Source organism: Sphingomonas pseudosanguinis, from assembly GCF_052056765.1.
Lineage (GTDB): Bacteria > Pseudomonadota > Alphaproteobacteria > Sphingomonadales > Sphingomonadaceae > Sphingomonas > Sphingomonas pseudosanguinis.
This window is the reverse complement of the sequence record NZ_CP189888.1, coordinates 3,028,709-3,051,245: the sequence shown is the minus strand read 5'-3', so window position 1 is coordinate 3,051,245 and position 22,537 is coordinate 3,028,709. Positions and strand designations below refer to the sequence as shown.

Here is a 22,537-nt window from a genome sequence, read left to right as displayed (position 1 = left end):
GCGCGATCGAAGTGAAATTGGCATTGCTGCATCCGGGAGCGACAAATGAAGGGAGGAATGATGGCGAAAAATGACAGCGATCCTTCCGACCTCCGGAAGTTCGCCCCCTTCCTAGCGCCCGAAGAGCGAGACCAACTCCACGGGTTGCTGAACTTCGCCGGGCCGACGCCCGCGGGGTTCGCGGAAAGCCTGCGACGGCTGGCGCGCAGCTACATCGACGACGGCGACAGCGCGAAACTGCGCGCCATATGCCTCCTCGTCGCAGACCTGCTCGAGCAGGGCTGGCGTGTGTCATTCGAGTCCGAGGGCCTGCACTTCAAGCCGCCTGGCATCGCGACCGGCAGCGGGCAGTCGGTCGAGGACGTGAAGGGCCGCATCCGAACTGCACTTCAGGCCGCGCGGCGCCGGCAACTTGCAGAACCCTCGGTAAGGGCCTTCATCGCCCGGATGGAGCGCCGGACCCTGCGCGCCCCCGGCGTCCGGAGCTCGATCCTTGACCTCATCGACGATGGCGCCGCCCTGGCCGATGACCTTGCGGCGATCGCCGCGCTGCCCGAAGCGGATCGCGACATGGCACTGGCGGGGCTTGTCGACCCCGTCGTCGAGATTTGCCATTCGGGCACGCGCTGCCCGGACACAGGCCTACCGCTGAACGACATCTGGCGCTACTTCCGCCACACTTGGGCCCATGAGTACCGCCCCATCCCGGGCCGCCAGCTTCTCGTGCTTGTGAGGAATGCGGCCCGGCCGAACCGTCCCGTCATGGGCATCGCGATGCTCGCCAGCCCCGTGATGAGGGTGTCCGTCCGGGACAACTGGATCGGCTGGCTCCGGGAGGCCGCCGAGGCGAACCTCCGCGAAGGGCGCTGGCGGCCCGATCGCCTCGCCCGCGCCATGACCGACAGGATAGAGAGCTCGATCGGCGCCGTGCGCTGGGACGACCTAGCGCGGCCGGATGAGATCGAGGCGCCCGTCGACAGCACCGTGCTGAGGCTCGAGCAAAAGGCGGCGGGCGCCGCGTTCGCTCGCGACCTCGAACTCCGCGCCCACTACCAGGCAAACGTGGAGGCCGGCGGCCGCGTGAAGCCCATGCGCGGAGCGGTCAAGGTGGCGGGAGCCGGCACGGACTGGCGGACGGCTTCCGAGGACCTGCTGTTCGTCCGCAAGCGAGCCGAACTGCTGGCGCAGTTGCTGTTCGCCAAGCAGGTGTTCCGGGCCGCTGACCTCGAGGGCGACCCAGCCGCCGCGCTCGATCAACTGCTGTCCGCGAAGACGGGTCAGCGCGCCATCGACATCGTCCTGACAGAGTTCCGCAAGGCCGGACTTTCCAGCCGCGTCGCCGACGTCAGCATCTGCGGCGCGGTCGCACCTTACAACGAACTGCTCGGCGGAAAGCTGGTCGCCCTGCTGCTGGCCTCCAGTGAGGTCCACGAGCATTACGCGCGGCGCTACGGAGGACAGGTGAGCGTCATCGCGTCGCAGATGGCGGGGCGCGCCATCTCGAAGCCGGCGGACCTGCGGGTGCTGACCACGACGAGCCTCTACGGCGTCGGCTCGAGCCAGTACAACCGGCTGACCCTGCGCGCTTCCGAGCACAAGGGACTCGAAGTGGACATCCGCTGGGACTCCATCGGGCAAAGCAAGACGGGCGGGTTCGGGACGCTGCACCTTGGGGCGGACACCGCCCACGCCCTCAGGCAGATGGCGCAGAACCTGCACACCTCCCGGCGGGTGAACAATCGGTTCGGCGAGGGGACGAGCCCCCGGCTCCGACAGATCCGCGAGGGCCTAGACGCCCTGGGCATCGCGAGCGACAGCGTCCTGCACCACGCCACGCCGCGTCTGTTCTACGCGTGCGAACTCGGGGGGGACGCTAGGGCCTCGCTCCTAGGCATGGCGGGAGAGGAGGCGCGGCCCTCGCCGGCGGCCGCCATCGCCCAGGCATGGCGGCGACGGTGGCTAGACGGCCGGAGCCAACGGCTGGAGACCTTGGACGCGATGAGGGCGCAGGGTCCCGAGAGCGTCAGCCGATCCCTGCTAGACCAGCCCAGGGGGGACCTCCTGGCCAACCTGGAGGGCTAGGTTCCCAAGCGGTCCAGATCGATCCACTCGACGCAATCAGGCCGACGTCCAGCCACATCCAGCAGGACATCCCGTAGCGGCCCGGGCGCCTTCCCCACGCTGATCACCAGCGTGTCTATCGCACGCGTCAGCGGTATCATGATCCAACGCGCCGCGTGGCGCTCGGCCGCCTCCTCCCTGCTCTCCATCAGGGGGTCATGTGCGTGGTCCTCGGACAGCCACTGGCGCGCCTTGTAGTCCCACAGCTGATCGAGATCGTAGTTGATGGTCGTCCAGCCCTCCAGGCCGCGACAGGAATCATACTGGACGAACCGCAGTTCCTCCCGATCCGTCGGGTAGTGCTCGCGCACGTCCCGAGCGGTTCCGTCCCAGACCTTCCCTCCAGCGAGGACGATGGCCTCGGAGGCGGCACTTGCCATGCCGCTCGAGGTGCGGATCACCGATTGAGGTGGCATGCAGGCGAGTAGGTCAACCGGGAAATTGCCCAGTTCGCGCGCCTCCGCTACGAGGGCCGCCACCCGTGCCGGCTCGGCCGCCAGGTCGCCCTCGAAGATGATCACGCGTCCGCCGACGGCATCCGCGTTCGGAACAAGATCCCAGTCGTCCAGCCCAAGGCGCGCCGCAACGTCCGCCACGAACGACGCGACGTTCGCCTTCATCCTGAGGCATTTTTTAAGCCTGCGCATCGTCGACTGGCCCTTCGCCAGATCGAACGTCCAGTCGGCGACCGACTCCCGCACATACTGGTCAACCCCATCGGAGACGACGAGCCGCCGGAGGCCATAGACCGCGTTGAGGATCGCGATCTCGTCACCGGGCCAATCCTGCCCCTCGTCGACGAACACCAGATCCCAGTCGAAATCGGTCGCGTCGGCCCGCATGATCGACGCGAGGTCCTCCGGCGTGACCGCGCCACTGCGCAGATAGTCCAGCAGAGAGGCCTTATGCCGGTCGTAGTCCTCGAGGAATCCTGAATAGTCGGCGATGATGCCGAGTTTCAGCATGAGCCGGCCGATGAACCCGTGCACGGTCTCGACCGCGACGCCGCCGCCCTCGACGCCGCGCGGGACGCCCAGCAGCGACATCGTGCGCCGCATGTCGGCGACCAATGCCTTGTTGAACGTCAGGACGAGCGAGCGCTGGCCGGACTGGTCGAACGCGCGAAACGCCATCTGCAGAAGTATCACCGTCTTCCCGACACCGCCCCGGCCCTTGAGCAGGATTTGGCGCTCGCCGAGGTCGTCGAGCCACGCGTCCGGCAGGGCGGTCTTCGCGATCAGGTCCATACGGCGCCTGTCCAACGGGGTCGGCTGCAGGGTCATGAATAGGGGCGAATTCGGTGCGAGCAATCGGTCGAAGGCCTCCTCGCTGCCGTAGGAGAGGGTGACGCGTCGACCTTGCTCCCTCGGGCTTGTCACCTGTCCAAGCACGTTCAGGATGCGCTCGAAGCTGGTGTCGCTCGCGATGCAGACATGGGGACGTGGCGGAAGGTCACGCTCCTTCAGGCCGGTGAACAGGACGAGGTTCTGCACGTGGACGTGGTCCAGCCCGAAGCGGTCGAGCCACTTCTTGAACTCGAACATCTGCGCCCGGTTCTTCTCGGTCACGCACTCCCAGGACGACTGGCCATTGCGGACGTAGCGGACCGACGCGACGGAGTTCTCGAAACGGACGCCGGTGGCAGTGTGCGACTTCACCTCGATCACGAGAGCGAAGTTGCGGACCTTCGCCGACTTGGGCGTGAACGGCTCCCCGTCACGGGGGTAGAACTTCCACTCCACGTCAAACTGGCGCGCCTCCGCGAACGTGCCGACGACGACGAGATCGAGGTCCTCGATCTTCTGCCCGTGCATCTTAAGCCCGACGAAGATCCGCACGATGTCCGTCTTGCTGCGCGCGAGGTCCGGCCACAGGTCAAGCAACCGCCGCTCGAGACGCTTGGCCGCCGCGTATTCGTCGCCCTCGGTCACACCGGAGATGATGATCATCGGAGCAGCCCATAGATTGCCGCGGTCAGCACATCGCTCAACGCAGCACCTCTTCCTCGACCATCCGCGTCGCGGCGGGGAGGTTGCCCCTGACCAGGAGTTCATTGACGGGGATGACTTCGCCATCGTCCCACTTCTCCCGCAGTTCCGCGATGACCGGATCCGCCGGGTGGTCTGCAGTGAGCGGGCCGGCGATCGCGATCACGCTCTTTGCGCCATCGCCTCGGGTCGCCAGGATCGGCACAACCACGTCGCCCATGCCGGGCACAGCCACCGTCGCGTCGCTCTCGTATGTCATGCCGTTTCCCGTGTTCCGTTCAAGGTCGAGCAGCAGGACGCGCGTCGACGCCGCCACGCGTTGCGGGCTGAACGGCTGCATGTTGTCGGTGAGCAGGAACTCGACGAGTTCCGCACCGACGTGCCGGTCGAGTTGCCCGTGCTCGAACTTGTTCTTGAAGCTGCGAAGGCAGCGGTAGCAGGAGGAGTCGCAGTCCTCCTCGCAGGTCTTCATGACCTTGAGCGCGCGCTGAAACAGTTCGAGCCCACGACCGGCAAGTTGCCGTGCGAAGCCAGCGCCGCCGGGCAGCGTGTCGTAGAGGAAGATCTCGGCCTCGAGACCCGCCTTGCCTGCCGGCGTTAGCGCCGGTCGATACTCGGCCATCATCTCGCCCGGCTCCACCTCCAGGATGCCGCAGGCGGCCTTCGCCATCGCCTCGCTCACCGTCCGCAATGCGACGTCCGTCGGGTAGTATCCCGGCTTCAGCTTCAGGGGCGCCTCGACGCGTAGCGAGAAGAGCGCAATGTCCGTGATGAAGTCCGTGCCGAGGACGATGTGCCTGGACGTGCGCGTCCCGGGACAGGTCGGCTCCTTGTCCGGATAGGGCTTGGGATGCGGCGCGAACATCGAGGCCGTGCCCTCCGCCGAGGATTCGATGCGACCGCACATCGTGCAGTAGTTGTATCCCTCGTGCTTGGGTCCCGTATTCGACACCAGGAGATGCTCGCGGTTCGGCATCACGCGGATGCGGTCGTTTGCGAACGTCCATTTTTCATCGTCGGCGGGCGTCGGCATCACGAGCTTTGCCCGGGTCGCGTAGCTGGTTTCCGGCATGTCGTCCGGCGAGGTCACCTCCTCCTGGTCCACGCGGTGCGCGAAGCCCGGCGGCCTCAGCCAATACCGCGTCGGCCCGAACGTCTCCTTCGAACCGCAGGCGCGGCAATCCGTGACTGAGTCACGCTCCAAGCCCTCGTCTATCTTCACCGTCTCGGCGAATCCGCACTCGCTGCACTCCCGGTAGAGCCGGCGGTTCTGCCAGGCATCGAACCGGTCCTCCGACATCGGCGAGTAGATGGCGCCCGACGTGTAGCACTTGCCTGATATCCATACCTGCTTGCCGGGGGCGTATTGCGACAGCGCAACCGGAAGCCCCTGCGACGGCGCGAAGCGCATGACCGGCTTATACTGGGTAGAGCGCTCCAGATCGAAGACGCTGAAGGTCGCGACATCCGTTGGGAAGGCGTAGCGTGGCAGGACGCCCTTGTAGAGCAGGCGGTCGAGCAGTGTGCCGGTCACCGCCTTCTGGGGCGGCGCCTCCTCTCCAACCTCCTCCTGGACCTCGTCCCCACCTTCATTGGCGCCGTCTTCCTCCTCCTTCTCAACCTTCGCGCCGCCAACGGAGTCGCTGGCGATCGCGGCCTCCACCGCGGTGATGCAGTCCTCGACCATCCCGTCGAGCAGCGCCTGCCGGACATCACCCAACACCTCGTCGGGAATCCAGCCGGACACCCGCGACTTGAGGTCGGCCTCGTTGTCGAGGAGCCATTGCTTGAAGTCGCCCGCGTTAAGCGGCTCCTCGGCCGTCTTGAAGCCCTCCACAGATCCGAGGACCGAGAACAGGTCCGGGTTAGCCGTGGGGTCGAACACCGGTAGGCGGATCTGGTGATACGACTGTAGCAGGTATGCGCGGATGTGCCGCTTCACGATGTCGGGGTTGTCGAGCGTCAGCCTCGGGTCGATGACCTTCCCCGAGATCATCTCCTTCGGCTCGCTGAAGTAATGCTCGTCGTGGCTGTCCGCACTGCCGAACGCTACCACCGTCGCGACCGCGTTGCCGCGGCGCCCGGCGCGACCCGCACGCTGTTGATAGTTCGCCCGACCAGGCGGCATGTTGCGGAGGGCGACGCCGGACAGCGCGCCAATGTCGATCCCCACCTCCATCGTCGTGGTGCTCGACAGCACGTCGATGGCCGTCGACTGCCCAGCCGTGGCCCCCCAGTCGAGGTCCACGTCCTGGAACAGCAGTTCGTTCACCTCTGCCATCGAGAACACGTCGTCGCTCTGAGGCGCGTTCAACTGGGCGGTGTGCTCGGCCGCGATCAGCGCCATCGGGATTTCGGGCGGATCTGCCATCGCACCTAGAACGGGCGAGCGGTAGTAGCCCTTGCGCGCGGAGAAGACGCTGTCCTCGACAGGGTCGAGGGCAGCGACCTGGTCGCTGCCGCAGTCTAGGCAGTGCGGGATGGTCCGCACGGGACGGTGGACCGACTTGCAATCTGTGCAACGCCTCCACTCGCCATCAAGTTCGAGGGAGAGGTTCTGGCCGGCGAGACGACGGAAGCCCCCATCCATGTCGGTCGTGAATATGTTGAGCAAAATCGGCGTCCAGGCCTTGAACGCCTTTCGGGCCCCATGGTCCTTCAGGACCGTGTCCATCGCCTTGAACGTGCCCTTGCGGGAGTTCACGGTCGTCCCCTTGCCCGCGGGGCGCTTATACCACGCCGTCGGCATCGTGTTCAGCCAGAAGCCGGCCGAGCGCCAGCAGCGGAGCCACGCCCTCGCCAGCGCGACCTTGTCCTCGTCGGTCTCCGCGATCCCCGGGATCGGCGGGAGGGCGTGCAGGTCCTTGGTCTTGTTGGCACGCTCACGGATCGATGCGAGCGCGAGGGCCTCTAGGCCCAAATACTTATCCTGGACGGTCTTCACGATGTCGTCGAGCAGCGCCGCCGGCGGCGTCTCTCCGCGCACCTCCATCCAAAGCATCGTCAGCCGCGTCTCATCGGTCCTCGCGTTCTCCGCGATGCCCTTCGCGACCATCTCCTCCGCGGCGGAGAAGTTCTCGCCGGACTTCCGCTCGGGCCGTAGGCGAACGCCGAGCGCTTGCGAGGCCAGCATCACCGCGAGGTAGAGTTCCTCGAGGCTGAGCATCTGCTGGACCATCGTCGGCTTCCCCAGCAGGTCGTATCCCCAGATGATCAGCGAGCGCAGCGCGTCGCGGACGGAATACATCTGCAGGTTTGGCGCGAGCCGCGCCGCAACCTGCCGCGAGTCGGAGAAGACGAGAACCTTGCGTCCGCGTAGCGGCGCGAACCGGCTCGCGGCCTGCTTTCCTGGTGGCTGCACGGCCAACTGGCGGGAGACGATCGCCTGGAAGGGCTGATCGCCCTTGGTCTGGTGGTTCTGGACCGTCGTGCGGCCCCGCGCGGTCTGCCCGCACACGCCGCAAGGTACGAACTGACCGCGCCGCTCCGAATTCGTGTCGACCTCGCCGTCGTCTCCGACCGCTGGCGTCTGACGATCCTTCCTGATGTAAACGGTGCGCGTCCGCTGACCGGCCGAAAGACGGCCCGTGTCGAGATCGTATTCGGCGATCTCAGCGACATCGGATCGCCTCGGCCTCTCAAGCAGCAGATCGAGGTCGAGGAGCGGGGCCGTCTCGCCGCCAGTCATGCGCAGCCTGCGCCCGGGCTCGGACCAGAGGGCGTCCGGCGAGTCGACGTCGTCGGAATACGCCCTCGCGTATCCCGAACCACAACTCCGGCAGGTGAAGAACTCCAATACGCGCGAGCCGCATCCGCAGACGTCGTGGGGCTGGCTGTACATCTTGCCGCTGATGCCGGTGCGCTCGTCCTCGCCGAGTTCCGTGCAGTCGGGGTCCATGCACACCCACAGACCTGGAAGCCCGCGGTAGAAGTTGTGGACGCGGCATGGCAGCGGTCCCGACGCATCGGGCTGCTCGCGCGCCACGCTGCCGATCGCGAGTAGGGCGGTTACGGCCGCGTCAGCGATCTCTGGTGAATCGGAGAAAAGCTCCGCGCCGAGTTCGGCGACCGGCTGGGCGGCCCCCATGGTGGTGTTGACCAGCCGACCGAGCGGCGCGAATTCCTTCAACGCCTCGAACAGGTCGCGCTCGATTCCTGCAGAAGGCGTCACGCCACGATGGCCGAGGAACGGGGCGATCGCGGCCGCGCGGTCCGCCTCATCCGGCGAATAGAACAGGGCGAGGTCGAGAGCCGCGAGGATCTCAGCGTCGGCCTTGCTGCCGACCGCCGCATTCGGTCGGAAGTCCAAGTCGCCCGTGACGGCCACGAACGTCTCAGGCGGCACGCCGGACAATTGGGCACCGAACTCGGTGGCGTATTCCTTGCTGTCGAAGCTTGCGGTCGCGCAGATAACCTGGAAGCGCTCGGCAGGAATGTCGAGGCGATCACGGAGTCGTCGGAGAAGGAGCCCGACCTCGGCGCCCGCAGCTCCGCGGTAAAGGTGGGCCTCGTCGAGGACGACCGTGAACTTCTCGACGGGGTTGGCTGCCAGCCATGTCCGCGTGCTGTCGAAGATCGTCCGCTCGATCGGCCGCATCATCATGTATTCGAGCATCGAATAGTTGGTCACCATCAGGTCCGGGCACGACGCCTGGACCTCGTGGCGGGTGATGAGTTCGGAGTCCTCCGGGAGCGTCGTCGCGCGAAGGAATTCAGTCTGCTTCGGGTCGTACCAGCGCGAGCCCTTCGCCCCGAACCACTTGTGGAGATCGGGCTTGGCAGGCCACTTCCCGCGCTCCTGCAATTGCGAGCGAAGCCGCGCCGCGCGTTCCTGATCCTCGGAAACGGGGCCGGCGGCCTGCCGTTCGATCTCGACGTAGAACTCCTCGAAGGATGCGAGCTTGCGGCCATCCTTCTTCCCCGAGCGGACACCCGCATACGGCGTTCGGCTGGTGTAGCGTGCGAACCGAGGTGGGCGCCCCGCCCAAGTGGTGAAGTGATCGACGAGGTCAGCATCGCCGAAGATGGCGCGCAGCCGGCCCAACTGGTCGTTCACGAGGGCGTTCATGGGATAGAGGAGCAGCGCGCGCATCGCCGGCTGCGCGAAGGACTTAGGCCGCTCCGCCGCCTCGCGGGCGAACTTCCCCAGGATGGGGAGCAGGAAGGATTCGGTCTTACCCGAACCCGTGCCGGTCATGATGACGAGGTTGCGTCCGTCGATCAGCGCGTGCCGGACCGCATCGCCCTGATGCCGGTAGGGAGGGTCGAACAGCAGGCGCGGCCGATCCTCGCGGACACTCGACAGCTTCTCGAAGATCGTGCGGGCGGCGTGCGGCAAACCCTCGACCTCGCTGAACCTCGCGCCGACCTGGTAGCGCGGCGTGGTCTCGAGGAACGGCTCCTGGTGGGTGACGCCCGTCCGGTCCAACAGCGTCCTACGCTGGTTGATCAGCGAGGACGCACCGATGTGGTATGTCGCCTCGATATATTCCTTCAGGGAGGAATGGAGACGGTCGATCGTCTCCTGGATCGTGGTCGACATCCTCAGGCACCCCTCATCCGGCCGTCCTAGCAAGGAACAGCATATCACTTAGAAACTTCTTTTCGGTCGCGACCTCCGCCTCTGGCACGAGGAACGAGAGGAGGCATCCTGATGGATCGATCTCGCTCCCGATCACCGCCAGCCGCTTTCTGGCCCACATCGGAATCGGGGAGAAGAAGTCCAGGATCGCGTCCCCTCCGGATTCGCGCAACCGGTATTCCTGCGGACGGCCCGCAACCGCATCGATCGCCATCTGAATCCGCCACGCGGCGTCGCAACCGCGCCACCTGTCACCATGCAACGGCAGGTCCAGTAGCTTGCGCGGCTGACCATCGACGAGTTGGGCGTAGCCCCATAGGTCGGATCCGAACGTCTGCGGCCTGCGGACGACGTAGTTGCCCGTCAACGACCCCGACGATGTCCATCGTCCCTTATAGCTGCGGGTCTTCCGCGATCCGTCGAGCACTACGATGTCCGGTATGTCGCCCGATGGCTGCAGCCCGGCCAGCTTGGCATCGTGAAGCGCGATGAGGTCGTGGGCTCCAACAACCTTCGGGCATTTCAGCCAAGCCCTCTCCGACAGGCTCCGCAGCCCCAGGTCGTGCAGCACCGTCGCCAGGTCCTCGCCCGGCAGAGAAGCTATGGACCGGATGCCGCGCCGATTCTCGACACGCAACCGCATCTCCGTCGGCAGCGGCGTCTGCTCGTCGGCGGAGAGTCCCAGTATGAAGGCTGTCCCGCTCGGTCGGACGACGTAGGCGGGCGGCGCCGCGACCAGCCAAGTGCCGCGCACCTGATCTCCCTCGAGCGCTACGTCGACCAGTTCGAGGAGGTCGCCGATAGCCACTAGTGTCTCGATTGACGCCTCGAGGAGTTCGATGAAGGCCGGGACATCCTCGACCAGTCCGTGGTGGCTCTCGACCATCCGGCGCACGAGTGTCCGTGGTGAGCACGGGCATAGGAATCCGGCGAGCCTGCGGATGGCGGCATGCAGGTAGGAGGCAGCGAGCACGCCATCGTCAGCAACCTCGACGCCCAGCGATGCGTAGGCCGTGCCGGCCACGGCACCCTGATCAACGACCTCGATCACGCCGCAACCCCGGCGTCGGATGTAGGCGCGGCGTAAGTCCGGCCAAGCAACTGCACGATGCGGGCACCGGCCGTGAAAGCAGGGTGGTCCCAGAGGTGGTCAATCATGGTCCGCAGCCCGGCGTCGTCGGGGCGCAGCCCGCGGTCGAGCACATCGGACAGGTCCAGTGCGGGTTGCGCAGCGACGCCGCGCGCGATCGAATAACGTTGCGCGAGCGATGTGAACTCCCGCTGTCTGACGTGATCAGGCAACCGAGCGAACTTCACCGCGTCGCGGACGAGGACGATCGCAAACGGCCGCTTCTGATCAAAGCAATCGATCATTGCGGCTTCTGCCTTGTCACGCGAACGACCTTCGCGTAGCGCCCGCTCCGCGTGTGCCCAATCCGCGCCGCACATTATGAAGTAAAGGCACTCCTTAAGGCGCTCGAGTACGCGCGCGCGACGCTCACTCGCGAACGCCCCGGCGACGCGGGCATCGGACCAATCGACGATCGTCTTGACGATCGTGAACGCATCCTCGCGCGTCCGCCGCGCGGTGCTCAGGTCCGGCTCGACGAGGAGCCCACCGAAGCCGCCGTCCACTTTCCTCACGCCGACGACGAGCGGCACCAACTGATCGCCATAGCGCGCAACGAAGAGGCCGCCCGGCGTCTCCAACTCGATACCCGCCTCTGCGTCGGCTGGCGTGAGACTCCGCTCCTCCAACGGCTTCGAGAACGAGCGGAACGAGGCGAGAAGTGGTGCCTCGCCGTCATGATCGTCCACCAGCCTGAGTTTCGTGGACTTGTTCGTCACGCGCCACACCCAGCGAACGGGCGAAGCGTCCCGTCGAAGGGGGATCCGGATGGTCCCAAGCTCGTCACCATCGACTAGGATCCGGCCGGACCTCGCCGCAAGGTAGCCCCACGGGTCCTTCTCCCGCCGCTCGAAGGCCGCGAAAGCAGAGCGCCAAGTGTCCAGACCCAACGGCAGCGTCAGGACTCCGATCTGCTCGAGGACAATCCGCGCTCCGGTGCCATCGAGAAGCTCGACGCAGACGGTTACCTGCCGCCCCGCCGGACCGAAGATGTCCAACTGGGTGAGCCCCTCCCAGAACTCATCGAGCGTCGGCTCGGGCGGTTCCGAACTCGCGATGAGACCTGAATGTCCGATAGTCCCGCTGACCCAGGGATTGGGCGGCCTGACCGAGAGCGAGATCCAGCCCTCGACAGGCTGCGAGGACGTGTCCGGCGCCGCGTGCCCGATCACGCGCACGGAAAGCACATGGTTCCCAGCCGGCAGGGGCTGAAGCCGGACAAACGTCGGGACGCCGGCCGCCTTCGCGGCGATCGTTACCGCCTGTCCAGCGCCAAGCCTGACCTGATACTCCGCGATGGGGTGGTCGTGCTCGATCCCGAAGCACGGGCTCTCGCCCTCGAGCCACTCCGTCGCTCCTTCGCCGTCCCAGCCGCGAGCTGCCAGCCCAACCGGCCAGATGCGAATCGTCTGCGCGACGGAAAGGCCGGCCGCCTTGAGTTCGCCAACCTGCTCCGCCGACAGTGTCTTCGGAACCTCGAAGCGGATCGCCTGGGCACCACGGCATCTCAGCGAGATCGGAGCCGCGAAAGAGAGGTGAAGGAGATCCGACTGGGAGACGAGCACGTAGCTCATGCGGGGCCGGACCATCCGACTGATTACCTCAGTGGCCTCGCCGTCGGAGCCCACCCGGAAAAGCCAGTGCGGACCCTGCGAGATGTGCCCCTCGCTGGCTAGAAGATGATCCATCCTCGGATTCGGGTCCTGGAACCGCAGCACGGGCTCGTCAGTCGGCGGCCAGGCGTCCAAAGCCCTCCTCTGGGTACCTTCGAGCAGCCAGCCGGGGGGACGGAGGCCGCTCGCTCCCGCGACCGAACATCGGGTCCGGCTCAGGAAGTCGCCGAGTTCGGGGGACAGGTCGGCGACCTGTTGGAGGCCGGGCAACTCGACGATCAGGGCCCATTCCTCGACGCCGGTTCGGCGTAGGGAAAGGGACGGGCGGATCGACGGGCGATGCCCCGCCTGCCCGCCGCCCGCGGTCAGGACGCTCGTTATGTGCCCCGGGGCGTTCCGAACGACGCCGCGAATACGCGCGCTTTCCACGGCCTTCCTGGTATCATGCAGCCATTGCCGCGCGTTCCGCGCCTTCTCGAGGTCGCTAACGATTCGCGCGAGGGCCTGAGGGAGTATCGCGCCGTCCCCGTTGGCGGTCCGGTGATCGAGCAGCCCGAGCACGATCCGGCCGACTAGTTCCTCCTGCTCCAAAAAGTTATCGAAACGCGAACTCCCGCCGCGCGCCATCCTCGCCAGATAGCGACCTACTTCGGCTGGCGACTGATCGAGCCTAGATACGATTTGGTACCGTAGGCCATACAGCGCCCGGGCAAGTTGTCCCTGGAGATCCTTCGGCAGCAGCGCGTGCGTGATCGGCCACGCGATGATCGAGAAGAAGTTGGCCCAGCGTCCGACCGGGACCAGGCCGCCATACGTCCTGTGGAACTTGCCGAACCAACGGCGCAGCGCAGGACGCGAGCCGCGGTCCCATAAAGGCATCCGGCGCTCGAAGGTATGCCAATACTCGTCGCCGTCGTAATCGTAGCCCTGCTCGGTGGCGTAGACCACCCAGACGAGCCAGTGCTTTGCCAGGTCGTAGTTCGTCCTCAGCGCTGCCTTAAGCGAGGAGGACATCTCGGATATTTCGTCGGCACCGAGACCGTGCTCGAAGGCGAATACCGGTAGCTCACGCTCAGTACGCTCCGCGGCCAGCGCAGCGAAGTGACCTTCCAGCCTTTTCTGAGTCAAGGTGAGGTCGGCGCTCATCGTTACAAGCATCCAGCCTCGGATTGGGATCGTCGTCCCCTCACTTGCGCGTCAAGCCCCACTCTCCCCCCGTGCTTGAGGAGGCTATGCTTTCAAGCGTTTACGAGCAAGCCTGAAGGTTCGGCTTGTGCCCCGCGTTCTAAAGTCACGCTGCCGGTTCGAGAATGTTGATTAGGCTCCAGACTCCGTTGCTTTGAAAGCACTATGGCAGCTAGTTGACGATGTCGCTCGCATTGGGTCGGCGTACCGCTCGCCCTTTGGGCCGGTGCAGGCAGAGCGCGGCGCTTCCTAGTCGGGCTAGACCCTCCGCGTTGGCGACAACTCACCGCTTTGAAATTTTGCATGAAGAGATTTGTTCAGCCTGGCGAGGTCCTCCCGGGTCATTCCGATCGATTCATGAATGCTGTTGTTTACCTCGAGAGAGCGCATCGCCACTATGAAGTGGCAGTCTGTCCTCCCCCGCATCCAGCACTTTTTAAGGGCGTAGTCCGACACACCGGGCTGGTTGAGCTTCACGTAGATGATGAAGCCGCCCACGCTGAACCACGCGAGGTCGTGGCTAGTCTTGTAGCCCCGTCGCCCGAGCGATGGGCTGCAATAGTAGTAGACCTGTTGCGGGTCGGGGAATGCCGCAAACGCAAACAGATCGCGCTCGATGAACACGTCCACCCATCTGCGAATGGGGGCGCCGCGCCAGCAGATATCCTCGAATATTGCGCGGCACTCGCCAATGTCGATGTGGTCGGCCGCCTTGGATGGCGTGGACGAGTACTTCCACAGAATGCCGCACGCAAAGCGGATGAACTCATCGACGACGTCAACGCGGAATCGATAGGTGCCGACGGAAACGTCGGTCCGGGTTCCTACCTTCTTACCTACCTCGACCGTCCGCAAGCGCTTGAGGAGCCTGAACGCGAAATCCTCATAAGTTCCGAGGACGTTGTCACAGTCGGCGCACAGGATGTCCTTCTCGAACCGACCCGTATTTGACGAGAATTTTAGCCCCGTGTCCGGGTGGACGATCATGTGCTTCTCGTCGTTCTTTGGACCGTGGAAAACCTCACGCACGAAGGATTCGGGAAGTAGGTGGGCCCGGATCGTTGGTTTCTCGCGGCAGACCCTGCAGAGCGGGAGGGAGGAGTCTTTGTTCGGGTTCGCCATGCATAAGAGGAGGTAGGCGTTAAATGGACGAGTGCATAGCCGATGGACTGCCTTGCCTCGCAGCCTCCCATTGCCAACGCCCTGAAGCTCGAGGAAATGAAGGCCGTTGCGCCGCCATTCATCATGTATGATGTGGCTTACGTTCTTCTGGAAAGTGAGACGCTCTGCGCGGCGAAGCCGTCGGATGACGCAGTAGCCACTTCTAGCCGCCTTGCAGCACCTGAATGAACGGCCGGTTTCGGGGCGCAGAAAAGGCAGCTCGAACGGCCGGTATTGGATCCTCAGGAAGCGCGGCTGTATTGCTTGTCACGCACGGTTGCAGCCGACAAGGCTGGCAACCCTCGTTGGGACCGAGGCAAGATCTTCCGTTTGCCCATCGATGAGTTCGGACGTGACCACCGGCGCGCCGCAGAAGTCAAAGATGCCATGATCGATTTGGGCGCGCATGGCATTGCGATAGCCGTGCTTGGCATAGGTCGCGACGCTGGCGCCTGCTAGCGCGACGAGATGGACGTTCAACCGTCCAAGTTCCTTGACGATGCCTCGATCGGTATCTTCCTCGAACGCCCACCCGGATATGAACACGCGGTCGATCCAGCCCTTGAGGACCGCTGGCATTGACCACCAGTAGACCGGGTGCACGAGAATGAGATGATCCGCTCGATCGATCCGCTGCTGTTCCCGGCGTACATCTGGCGGCGTCGGGCCAGCTGCGGTGAACGCTGCATGGTCAGCAGGTCCGAAGACCGGATCGAACTCTTCCGCCACCAGATCGGCAAGCTCGACGGTGTGCCCGAGCGCTGCTCCTGCATCGAGAATTGAAGACGCAACGGAGCGGGTCAGCGACGGGCCGGCAGGATGCGCCATGACGACGAGGATGTGCACTGCTACTACTCCCGTTTATCGGATTGTGCGGCAGGTTGAACGGATATGCTCGACCAGCATCTGCGGGTTCTCCATCGCTGCGAAGTGTCCACCACTGTCCGCCTCGGCAAAGAAGCGCAGGTTCGCGAAGCGCGCTTCAGCCCAGCGCCGCGAGAGCCGAACCTGCTCGCCGGGAAACATGCTGACCCCGGCCGGTAACGGGATCGGACGGTGTGGCATTCGCTGCGCCATCTCCTGCGCGGCCTCCCAGTAGAAGCGCGCCGAACTCGGCCCGGAGTTTGGTAGCCAGTAGAGCATCACGTCGTCGATGAGATGGTCGAGCGAGATCACGCGCTCGGGCTCACCATCGCTGTCGGATACGTCCTGAAACAGCGCGTAGATCCAGCTCGCCAGACCTACAGGGGAGTCGGCCAGCGCGAATGCGACCGATTGCGGACGGGTGCATTGCAGCTTCATATAGCCCGAGTATTCCCGGTCATAGCGCCGGGCGTCGTCAAGCATCCGCTGTTCGTCGGGCGTTGCGTCGGCGATTTCTGCGTGCGTTGGCTGAAACATCACCATGTTGAGGTGGATGCCAACCAGACCGGGCGCGCGCATATGGGCGAGCGCTGTCGTCACCGCAGCCCCCCAGTCGCCGCCCTGCGCCATCCAGCGGTCGCCGTAGCCCAGCCGTTGCATCAGCTGCCCCCATGCCGCGGCGGTGCGGCCCACGCCCCAGCCGGGCCCGGTGGGCTTGTCCGAGAAGCCGAAGCCCGGCAGCGCCGGGATCACGAGATGGAAGGCGTCCGCGGCATCGCCGCCATGCGATTGCGGATCGGTGAGCGGCCCGATCAGGTCGCGGAACTCGAGGATCGAGCCGGGCCAGCCGTGGGTCAGCAGCAATGGAGTGGCATTCGCGTGTGGCGACCGGATGTGTAGGAAGTGGATGCCCAGTCCGTCGATAACGGTCCTGCTGCTGCCCCATCCGTTGAGCATGGCCTCCGTAGACCGCCAATCGTAGCCGTCCCGCCAGTGCTCGACCAATCGCCGGATCGTCGGCAAAGCAGGCCCCTGACGCCCATCCGTGGTCGTGCCGGGGTCGGGCCAGCGCACACGATCGAGCCGGTCGGCGAGGTCGCTGAGGTCGGCTTCGGGTATGTGGATCGGGAACGCCGTCACCGCATCGGGTTGGGCCTGATTGATCGTGGGGCTCATGGTGCATCCTTTCGTGTCGGGAAAGGATAGTCGTTGCATAGCGACCCGATTAGATGGCCTATGCGCGACAGGTGTTGCATACAATGCAACAATGATGGACCTAGCTGATCTTCGTGCCTTCGTGCGCATCACCGACCTGATGAGCGTTTCGGCCGCGGCGAGGGCGCTTGGGTTGCCGAAATCAGGGGTCAGTCGCGCGTTGGCCAGGCTTGAGCAGCAGGTCGGCGCCGTCCTCCTCGATCGCTCAACCCGGCACATGCGCCTGACCGACGCTGGCACCCTGTTCCGGCCGCACGCCCTTCGCATCCTCGCCGATGTCGACGAGGCGGGGGCGGCGCTCGAAGGTCTTGCCGCCGTGCCAAGCGGCACGTTGCGGATCAGTCTGCCGTTCACGATCGCAAGCGCACTGGTCGCGCCGATGCTGCCCCGCTTCATGGCGGCTTATCCACAAGTGCGCGTCGACCTGAAGATCGAGGACCGCATCATCGACATGCCGGCCGAACTCGTGGATATGGTTGTCCGGGTCGGACCGTTGGCCGATAGCGATCTGATCGCAAAGCGCCTACTGACATCGCAGACATGGCTGTGTGCCAGTCCTGACTATCTCGCGGTGCGCGGCACGCCGCTTCGCGCCACCGATCTACATGCCCATACGCTGCTCGACTATGCGGATCGGCCAGTGGCCTATCACGACGGCGCAGCTGGACCAGCGGGCATTGCCGAATTCCACCCGCATGCCGTCATTTCCGACGCCGCAGCGATCCTGCCCGCCGTCCTTGGCGGCTGCGGCATCGCACGGCTTCCGGACTTCCTCGTCAAAGCTCCTGTCGAGGAGGGCCGACTGGTCAGGTTGTGGCCTGCCGGACGTACCCACGAGGTTGCGATCCACGCGCTTTATCCAAGCCACCGGGCCTTGTCGGCGAAGGTTCGGGTCTTCATCGACGCCTTGGCTGAAGCTGCGAAGAATCACGCAGATGGATGAGGATCTCGGTTGGCTGCAGTGCCGTGAGGGATACTCGCGGCATTGGCTACCTCCGACCTGAACGAATGTCGGATTCTGGTAAGCAGACGGGAAGCTGCGAGTGTCCGCATCTGGGTCGCCGCTGACAAAGGCTCAGCGAAAGGGCTCTGCTAGTCTACAAATCCACCAAGCGTCTGGGGTTGACGTGACCCCAGTCTTTCACCCAGCTGCGACCAGAGACCGACCGGTGTTGTTGCGCATGAGCGCAGTTGAAGCAACGGGCGGGGTTAACCCCGCCCGTTGCTGTTCGAGCTCGGCAGCGAACGCAGCCGGGGTAGCGTAGCCCAGCGACGAGTGCGGCCGCTCGGTGTTGTAGTCGTCGACCCAGCGCGCCAGGATCGAGCGGGCTTGGCCGATGGTGAAGAACAGCGTCTCGTTGAGCAACTCGTCGCGCATGCGACCATTGAAGCTCTCGGCAAACCCGTTCTGGGTCGGCTTGCCCGGCGCAATGTAATGCCACTCGATGCCCATGTTGCCGGACCAGGCAAGCACCGCGTTCGAGGTGAGTTCGGTCCCGTTGTCGCTGACGATCATCGTCGGTTTGCCGCGTTCGGCGACCAGATCGGTCAACTCGCGCACGACCCGCCGGCCCGAAATCGACGTGTCCACCACCGCCCGGAGGCACTCGCGTGTGACGTCGTCGACGATGTTGAGCACGCGGAACCGTCGGCCAGTGACGAGCTGGTCGTGCACGAAGTCCAGGCTCCAGCGCTGGTTGGGAAGCGCCAGCACCGGCGCGGGCGCCCGTGTGCCAACCGCGCGTCTTCGTCCCTTCCGGCGCCTGACCGTCAGCCCTTCCTCGCGGTAGAGTCGCTGGGTCTTCTTGCGGTTGATCGTGATGCCGTCCCGGCGCAGCAGGATGTGCAGCCGTCGATAGCCGAACCGCCGACGCTGCTGCGCCAGCTCACGCAAACGCGACCGCAGGTCGCCATCATCTGCCCGGCACGAGCGATACCGCATGCTCGTGCGATCCGCTCCGACAACTGCGCATGCCCGCCGCTCGCTCATCCCCAACGTCGCCTGGAGATGGGCGACCGCTTGTCGCTTCGCGGCGGGCGTCACCACTTTTTTGACAGCAGGTCTTTCAACCCCGCGTTGTCCAGCATCGTGTCCGCAAGAAGCCGTTTGAGCCGGGCATTCTCCTCTTCCAGCGACCGCAGGCGCTTTGCGTCGGACACCTCCAGGCCGCCGAACTTCGCCTTCCACGCATAGTACGTCGCGCTCGACATCCCGTGCTTGCGGCACAGCTCCGTCACCACCGCACCCGCCTCGGCCTCCTTCAGGATGCCGATGATCTGCTCTTCCGAAAACTGCTTCCGCTTCATTCCGTCCGTCCCTTCAAGGGCCGGTCTCTACTTCCAGATGGATGAAGAAACGGGGGTCACGTCAAGCCTCTGCTGCTTGTGGGGGGAGATGTCGGGACTGCGTTGAAGAACGCTCATCGGTAGGTTTACGGCGGCCGACGCCTCCCGAAGCGCGTGCTCAAGCGTGCTGATGGCCGAGTCCGTGAGGTTCTGGGAAGCCTTCGCGCGCGTCAGTGTTTCCGTCAGCGTGCCGTCCCTGAGGTCCCCGAGAAGTCGGACGAACACCGCCTCCGGGTCCGGGCGGTCCGCACCGGGCCTTCTGGGGCGTTCAATCACGCTGAGAAGATCCGAGGGTCGGCAGATGCCGTTCTCGACCGCTGGGATGATCTCCGCTTCGTCGGGTTGTTGGAGCGGTTTGGCCTTCCACCGCTCGTAGTCGATGAGGAAGATGTTGCCCTGAAACTCACGCATCATCCGGCCTGCACGGCCCGCGAGGTTCCAGAAGTCGACGCCGTGCATCGGCCTTGTCGAACCCTTCTCCGGCCTGAACAGGAAGATGTTCTTCGCTGGCAGGTTGACGCCCTGCAGCAGCGTGCTTGTGCACACGAGTTCCTCCACCTCCCCGCGCGAAACCGCGCCTTCCACGGCGAGCCTCAGTTGCGTCGGCATGTGCGAGTAGTGGAAGGCCACGCCCCGCCGGACGCAGGCGATGAGCGCGTAGTCCGGGTGAACGGCTTCAGCGGCCAGGCGCGCAAGCTCCTCCCTTGCATGGTCCGTAGGTTCATCGTTGCGAAGAGCTGCGAGGGCGAGTGCGACGTCCTCCGCCTCGGCCGCTCCGTTCGCATATATGATGTTAGCGGCGCCCCGTCCGAGTGCGAACGTAGCGTTGGTCAAGCGCTCTACACGCGTCACTGTGCGGCGCTCCACCGTGACGCGCGCCACCGGAGGGTCCTCGGGCGACGCATCCGCCAGTCTCACCAGCAGCTTGCCACGTTCGACATCGACCACGTCGACCATTACGAAATTCTGGGTGACGGTCGGTTCTCGGGAACGAAGCGCATCGACGTCGTCCAGATCAAGCATGCGTCCGAACACGTCCAGGTTCCTTACGGCCGGACTTGCGAACAGCGTCTGCGCGTCTGGTCTGCGCTTCAGCAGGTCCGTCATGGCTGCCTGAAGGCGGACACCCCTTGCGCCGTCCGCGACGCCGTGGGCCTCGTCGACGACGATGACCTCGGGAGCGAAGTCGGCGTGGGCGGCAAGCATGATCTGCCCCCGCTCTTGCGTCATCACGTAGACGGCACGGGGAGGCAGGCGAAGCGCCTTCTCGATCGGCACGGTGGCGACGATCGGGGATTTTGCGCCGAGTGCGGCCGCATCGACCTCCGCCCGGATCGATCTGGCGACCTGCGTTATAAGTGCCCTGGTCGGGACGAGGTAGAGGACCGAGCGTGGGCCGTCCGGGACGAAGAGCGAGGCGAGGAAGTTCTGAAGCACGAACGACTTGCCTGCCGATGTCGGGGCGGCGACCGCGACGCGCCGGCGACCGTTCAGTCGCGTCCATAGTTCATGCTGGAAGTCGGTGAGCACGACCTTGCGATCGCCCAGCGCGACCGTGCGTCGGTCGGCGGCCGCGATCTCCTCCGCCAGCATGCCGAACGGCAGCAGCGGTTGCGCATCCCGAACCGAGGCGCGCGTCGCGAACGCGGGGAAGTTGCCGAGCCGCGCCAGTACGACCCTGACGGCTTGGTCCAGTGGCAGCGACGTGGTGCCGTGCAGTTCGAGGGCCGACGTGGCGACGCGGTGCGCCATTCGTCGATGAGGGGTTCGTTCCGAGCATGCGAGGATCGCGGCGGCCTCAACGAGCCTGACCACGTCGTCTGGCGCGGGCGCGTCGGTCTGCGGGGCTCCGATCTCGAAGGCGATCCATGCGCGTTGAAGCCGTCTGGCAAGGGGATGAAGCAAAGGGTTGCTCCAGACCTTGTCTGCCAGATCCTGGATCATCAGGCGGCGTTGCCGATCCGCGATTGGAAGCTTGCCCTCAGCTGCTCCACGGAGGGGAGCGGCATCAGGAAGAGTTCGACCGTCCGATGTTCCAGGCCTGCAGTACGCATCGCCTTCGCGAACGCTGAAGCGGAGCGGTCCAACTGTTCGCGCGCCCGGGACTCGAAGACGGACTCGGCATCATCCGGGCTGAGTCCGACGTAGCCGCCGAAATCGAAGCCGATGAGACACGTGACGGCGTCTATGCGCTTCGAAGAACTGGGTTCCAGAGGATCCAGGAAGCACAGCATCTCGGCACGGGCACGCTCGCCAAGTCCGGAAAGGCTCAGATCGCGACGCACCAGGTTCAGTTCGTGCTCCAGTTTGTCAGGTTGAAGTGCTGAGGAGATCGAGGAGATCGCCGACCTTATAGCGTCGCCCAGGTCGGTGTGGAGCTTGGCCTCACCGGAATAGACGAGGAGGTGACCATTTTCGGGATCGTATCTTGCGTGGATGCCGTCGGAACCGTGCACCGGCATTGCGACGCTTGTCTTCAGGCTCATCTTCGCGACGATCTGAGGTGCTTGAAGAACCCATTCCGTAAGCAGGTATAGCAGCAGTTCTCCCGCCTCGCCGCTGCGGCCAGTCGCCGCTCCCGCGCGGATGAACAGGTCTCGCGCTCGCCGGTCCAGATCGGTGAGCGCCTCATGCAGGTCTTCAGCCGAAAGCTGGTCCTTCCGGGCGTATAGGCTCTGCAATTCGGAATGTGGCAGGCAGAACCGGGCGAGGTATCGAGTGGCGACGGCGACAAGCTCATGCACTGTAGCGGTGGCGTCCCGCAGCGTCGGGTAGTGCAGGCGGACGGACAGGCGTGGGCAGGAAGTGTCTACGGCATGGTCAAGCAGCTTCAGACGCGCCCCCAGCCTGCTCCAATCGCGACCGATCGCGCGAAGCGCCGCTTCGAGTTCATCGTCCTGTTGTGCCGTCTTCTTCAAGATGTCGTTAAGACTATCAGCGGATGGGGCGCTCTGGAAGCTACTAGCTGGCCTGCGCCGACCATCCGACATGGGTGCCGGAAGGCCTTTCGGAATGTGGCTGAGGATTTCTCATGGTGTCAGCGTCAGCGACTGCCTGTCGAGAAAACCGCGAGTGGTACGGGCTGCTGTCGTAGGCAACCTCGGATAACGGAGCTACGCTCACCCGGGAAATATAATCGGGCGAAGGCGTGAAACGGCGCGAAAACCGCTGTGTCTTTCGCTGCGACGCTTCTTGTTGTGCCTGAGACGTCTCTTAACCGAGAGATTTGCGGCTCTTGCTGTGCGCGATCAAGAAAAATGGTGCCCAAGGGCGGGATCGAACCACCGACACTGCGATTTTCAGTCGCATGCTCTACCAACTGAGCTACTTGGGC

General features: G+C 64.9%; 12 protein-coding genes and 1 tRNA gene. 2 read left to right on the top strand and 11 right to left on the bottom strand.

Going from position 1 to position 22,537, the window contains the following annotated elements:
- Positions 1–57: 57 nt before the first annotated feature.
- Entirely contained in the window at positions 58–2,082 is a 2,025-nt protein-coding gene (locus tag ACQHGV_RS13905; RefSeq protein ID WP_440978645.1) for a Druantia anti-phage system protein DruA, read from the top strand.
- Here the strand turns inward: ACQHGV_RS13905 and ACQHGV_RS13900 are convergent.
- From ACQHGV_RS13900 to ACQHGV_RS13870, 7 genes are all read right to left on the bottom strand, one after another.
- The gene (locus ACQHGV_RS13900) at positions 2,079–4,070 is read right to left on the bottom strand and encodes an RNA helicase (protein WP_440978644.1); all 1,992 of its coding nucleotides are present in this window, start codon (positions 4,068–4,070) and stop codon (positions 2,079–2,081) included. The genes ACQHGV_RS13905 and ACQHGV_RS13900 overlap by 4 nt on opposite strands.
- 37 nt (positions 4,071–4,107) lie before the next feature.
- Positions 4,108–9,651 (bottom strand): DEAD/DEAH box helicase, encoded by a 5,544-nt coding sequence (locus ACQHGV_RS13895; protein WP_440978643.1) that lies wholly within the window; start codon positions 9,649–9,651, stop codon positions 4,108–4,110.
- A gap of 13 nt (positions 9,652–9,664) precedes the next feature.
- Positions 9,665–10,741, bottom strand: a complete 1,077-nt coding sequence (locus tag ACQHGV_RS13890) for a hypothetical protein (RefSeq protein ID WP_440978642.1) — start codon at positions 10,739–10,741, stop codon at positions 9,665–9,667.
- The gene (locus ACQHGV_RS13885; protein ID WP_440978641.1) at positions 10,738–13,578 is read right to left on the bottom strand and encodes a hypothetical protein; all 2,841 of its coding nucleotides are present in this window, start codon (positions 13,576–13,578) and stop codon (positions 10,738–10,740) included. The genes ACQHGV_RS13890 and ACQHGV_RS13885 overlap by 4 nt, the downstream gene beginning before the upstream one ends.
- 297 nt (positions 13,579–13,875) lie before the next feature.
- On the bottom strand, positions 13,876–14,739 hold the full coding sequence (locus ACQHGV_RS13880) for a hypothetical protein (protein ID WP_440978640.1): 864 nt from the start codon (positions 14,737–14,739) through the stop codon (positions 13,876–13,878).
- 306 nt (positions 14,740–15,045) lie between these two features.
- Complete coding sequence (locus ACQHGV_RS13875) at positions 15,046–15,624, bottom strand: NAD(P)H-dependent oxidoreductase (protein WP_440978639.1); 579 nt, start codon at positions 15,622–15,624, stop codon at positions 15,046–15,048.
- A gap of 15 nt (positions 15,625–15,639) precedes the next feature.
- Positions 15,640–16,818 (bottom strand): epoxide hydrolase family protein, encoded by a 1,179-nt coding sequence (locus ACQHGV_RS13870; RefSeq protein WP_440978638.1) that lies wholly within the window; start codon positions 16,816–16,818, stop codon positions 15,640–15,642.
- Positions 16,819–16,909: 91 nt separating this feature from the next.
- Here ACQHGV_RS13870 and ACQHGV_RS13865 point away from each other — a divergent pair, with 91 nt between their 5' ends.
- Positions 16,910–17,800, top strand: coding sequence for a LysR family transcriptional regulator (locus ACQHGV_RS13865; RefSeq protein WP_440978637.1), 891 nt, complete (start codon positions 16,910–16,912; stop codon positions 17,798–17,800).
- 198 nt (positions 17,801–17,998) lie between these two features.
- Here ACQHGV_RS13865 and ACQHGV_RS13860 read toward each other — a convergent pair.
- The 4 genes from ACQHGV_RS13860 to ACQHGV_RS13845 form a co-directional block, all read right to left on the bottom strand.
- Positions 17,999–19,164, bottom strand: a protein-coding gene (locus tag ACQHGV_RS13860) for an IS3 family transposase (protein ID WP_440978636.1) whose coding sequence is annotated in 2 segments (ribosomal slippage) — positions 17,999–18,912 and positions 18,912–19,164 — 1,167 coding nt in all. Because the reading frame shifts where the segments join, the coding sequence is not laid out codon by codon here.
- Positions 19,165–19,191: 27 nt separating this feature from the next.
- A complete protein-coding gene (locus ACQHGV_RS13855; protein WP_440978635.1) occupies positions 19,192–21,147 on the bottom strand; it encodes a DEAD/DEAH box helicase in 1,956 nt (651 codons plus the stop codon).
- Complete coding sequence (locus ACQHGV_RS13850) at positions 21,147–22,121, bottom strand: HamA C-terminal domain-containing protein (protein WP_440978634.1); 975 nt, start codon at positions 22,119–22,121, stop codon at positions 21,147–21,149. Before ACQHGV_RS13850 ends, ACQHGV_RS13855 begins: the two co-directional genes overlap by 1 nt.
- Positions 22,122–22,461: 340 nt before the next feature.
- A tRNA-Phe gene (locus ACQHGV_RS13845) sits at positions 22,462–22,537 on the bottom strand.

Bases quoted from the DNA above. Each gene is read 5' to 3' on its own strand.
- ACQHGV_RS13905 (WP_440978645.1), top strand. From the start codon at position 58: ATGATGGCGAAAAATGACAGCGATCCTTCCGACCTCCGGAAGTTCGCC.
- ACQHGV_RS13900 (WP_440978644.1), bottom strand. From the start codon at position 4,070: ATGATCATCATCTCCGGTGTGACCGAGGGCGACGAATACGCGGCGGCC.
- ACQHGV_RS13895 (WP_440978643.1), bottom strand. From the start codon at position 9,651: ATGTCGACCACGATCCAGGAGACGATCGACCGTCTCCATTCCTCCCTG.
- ACQHGV_RS13885 (WP_440978641.1), bottom strand. From the start codon at position 13,578: ATGAGCGCCGACCTCACCTTGACTCAGAAAAGGCTGGAAGGTCACTTC.
- ACQHGV_RS13880 (WP_440978640.1), bottom strand. From the start codon at position 14,739: ATGGCGAACCCGAACAAAGACTCCTCCCTCCCGCTCTGCAGGGTCTGC.
- ACQHGV_RS13870 (WP_440978638.1), bottom strand. From the start codon at position 16,818: ATGAGCCCCACGATCAATCAGGCCCAACCCGATGCGGTGACGGCGTTC.
- ACQHGV_RS13865 (WP_440978637.1), top strand. From the start codon at position 16,910: ATGATGGACCTAGCTGATCTTCGTGCCTTCGTGCGCATCACCGACCTG.
- ACQHGV_RS13855 (WP_440978635.1), bottom strand. From the start codon at position 21,147: ATGATCCAGGATCTGGCAGACAAGGTCTGGAGCAACCCTTTGCTTCAT.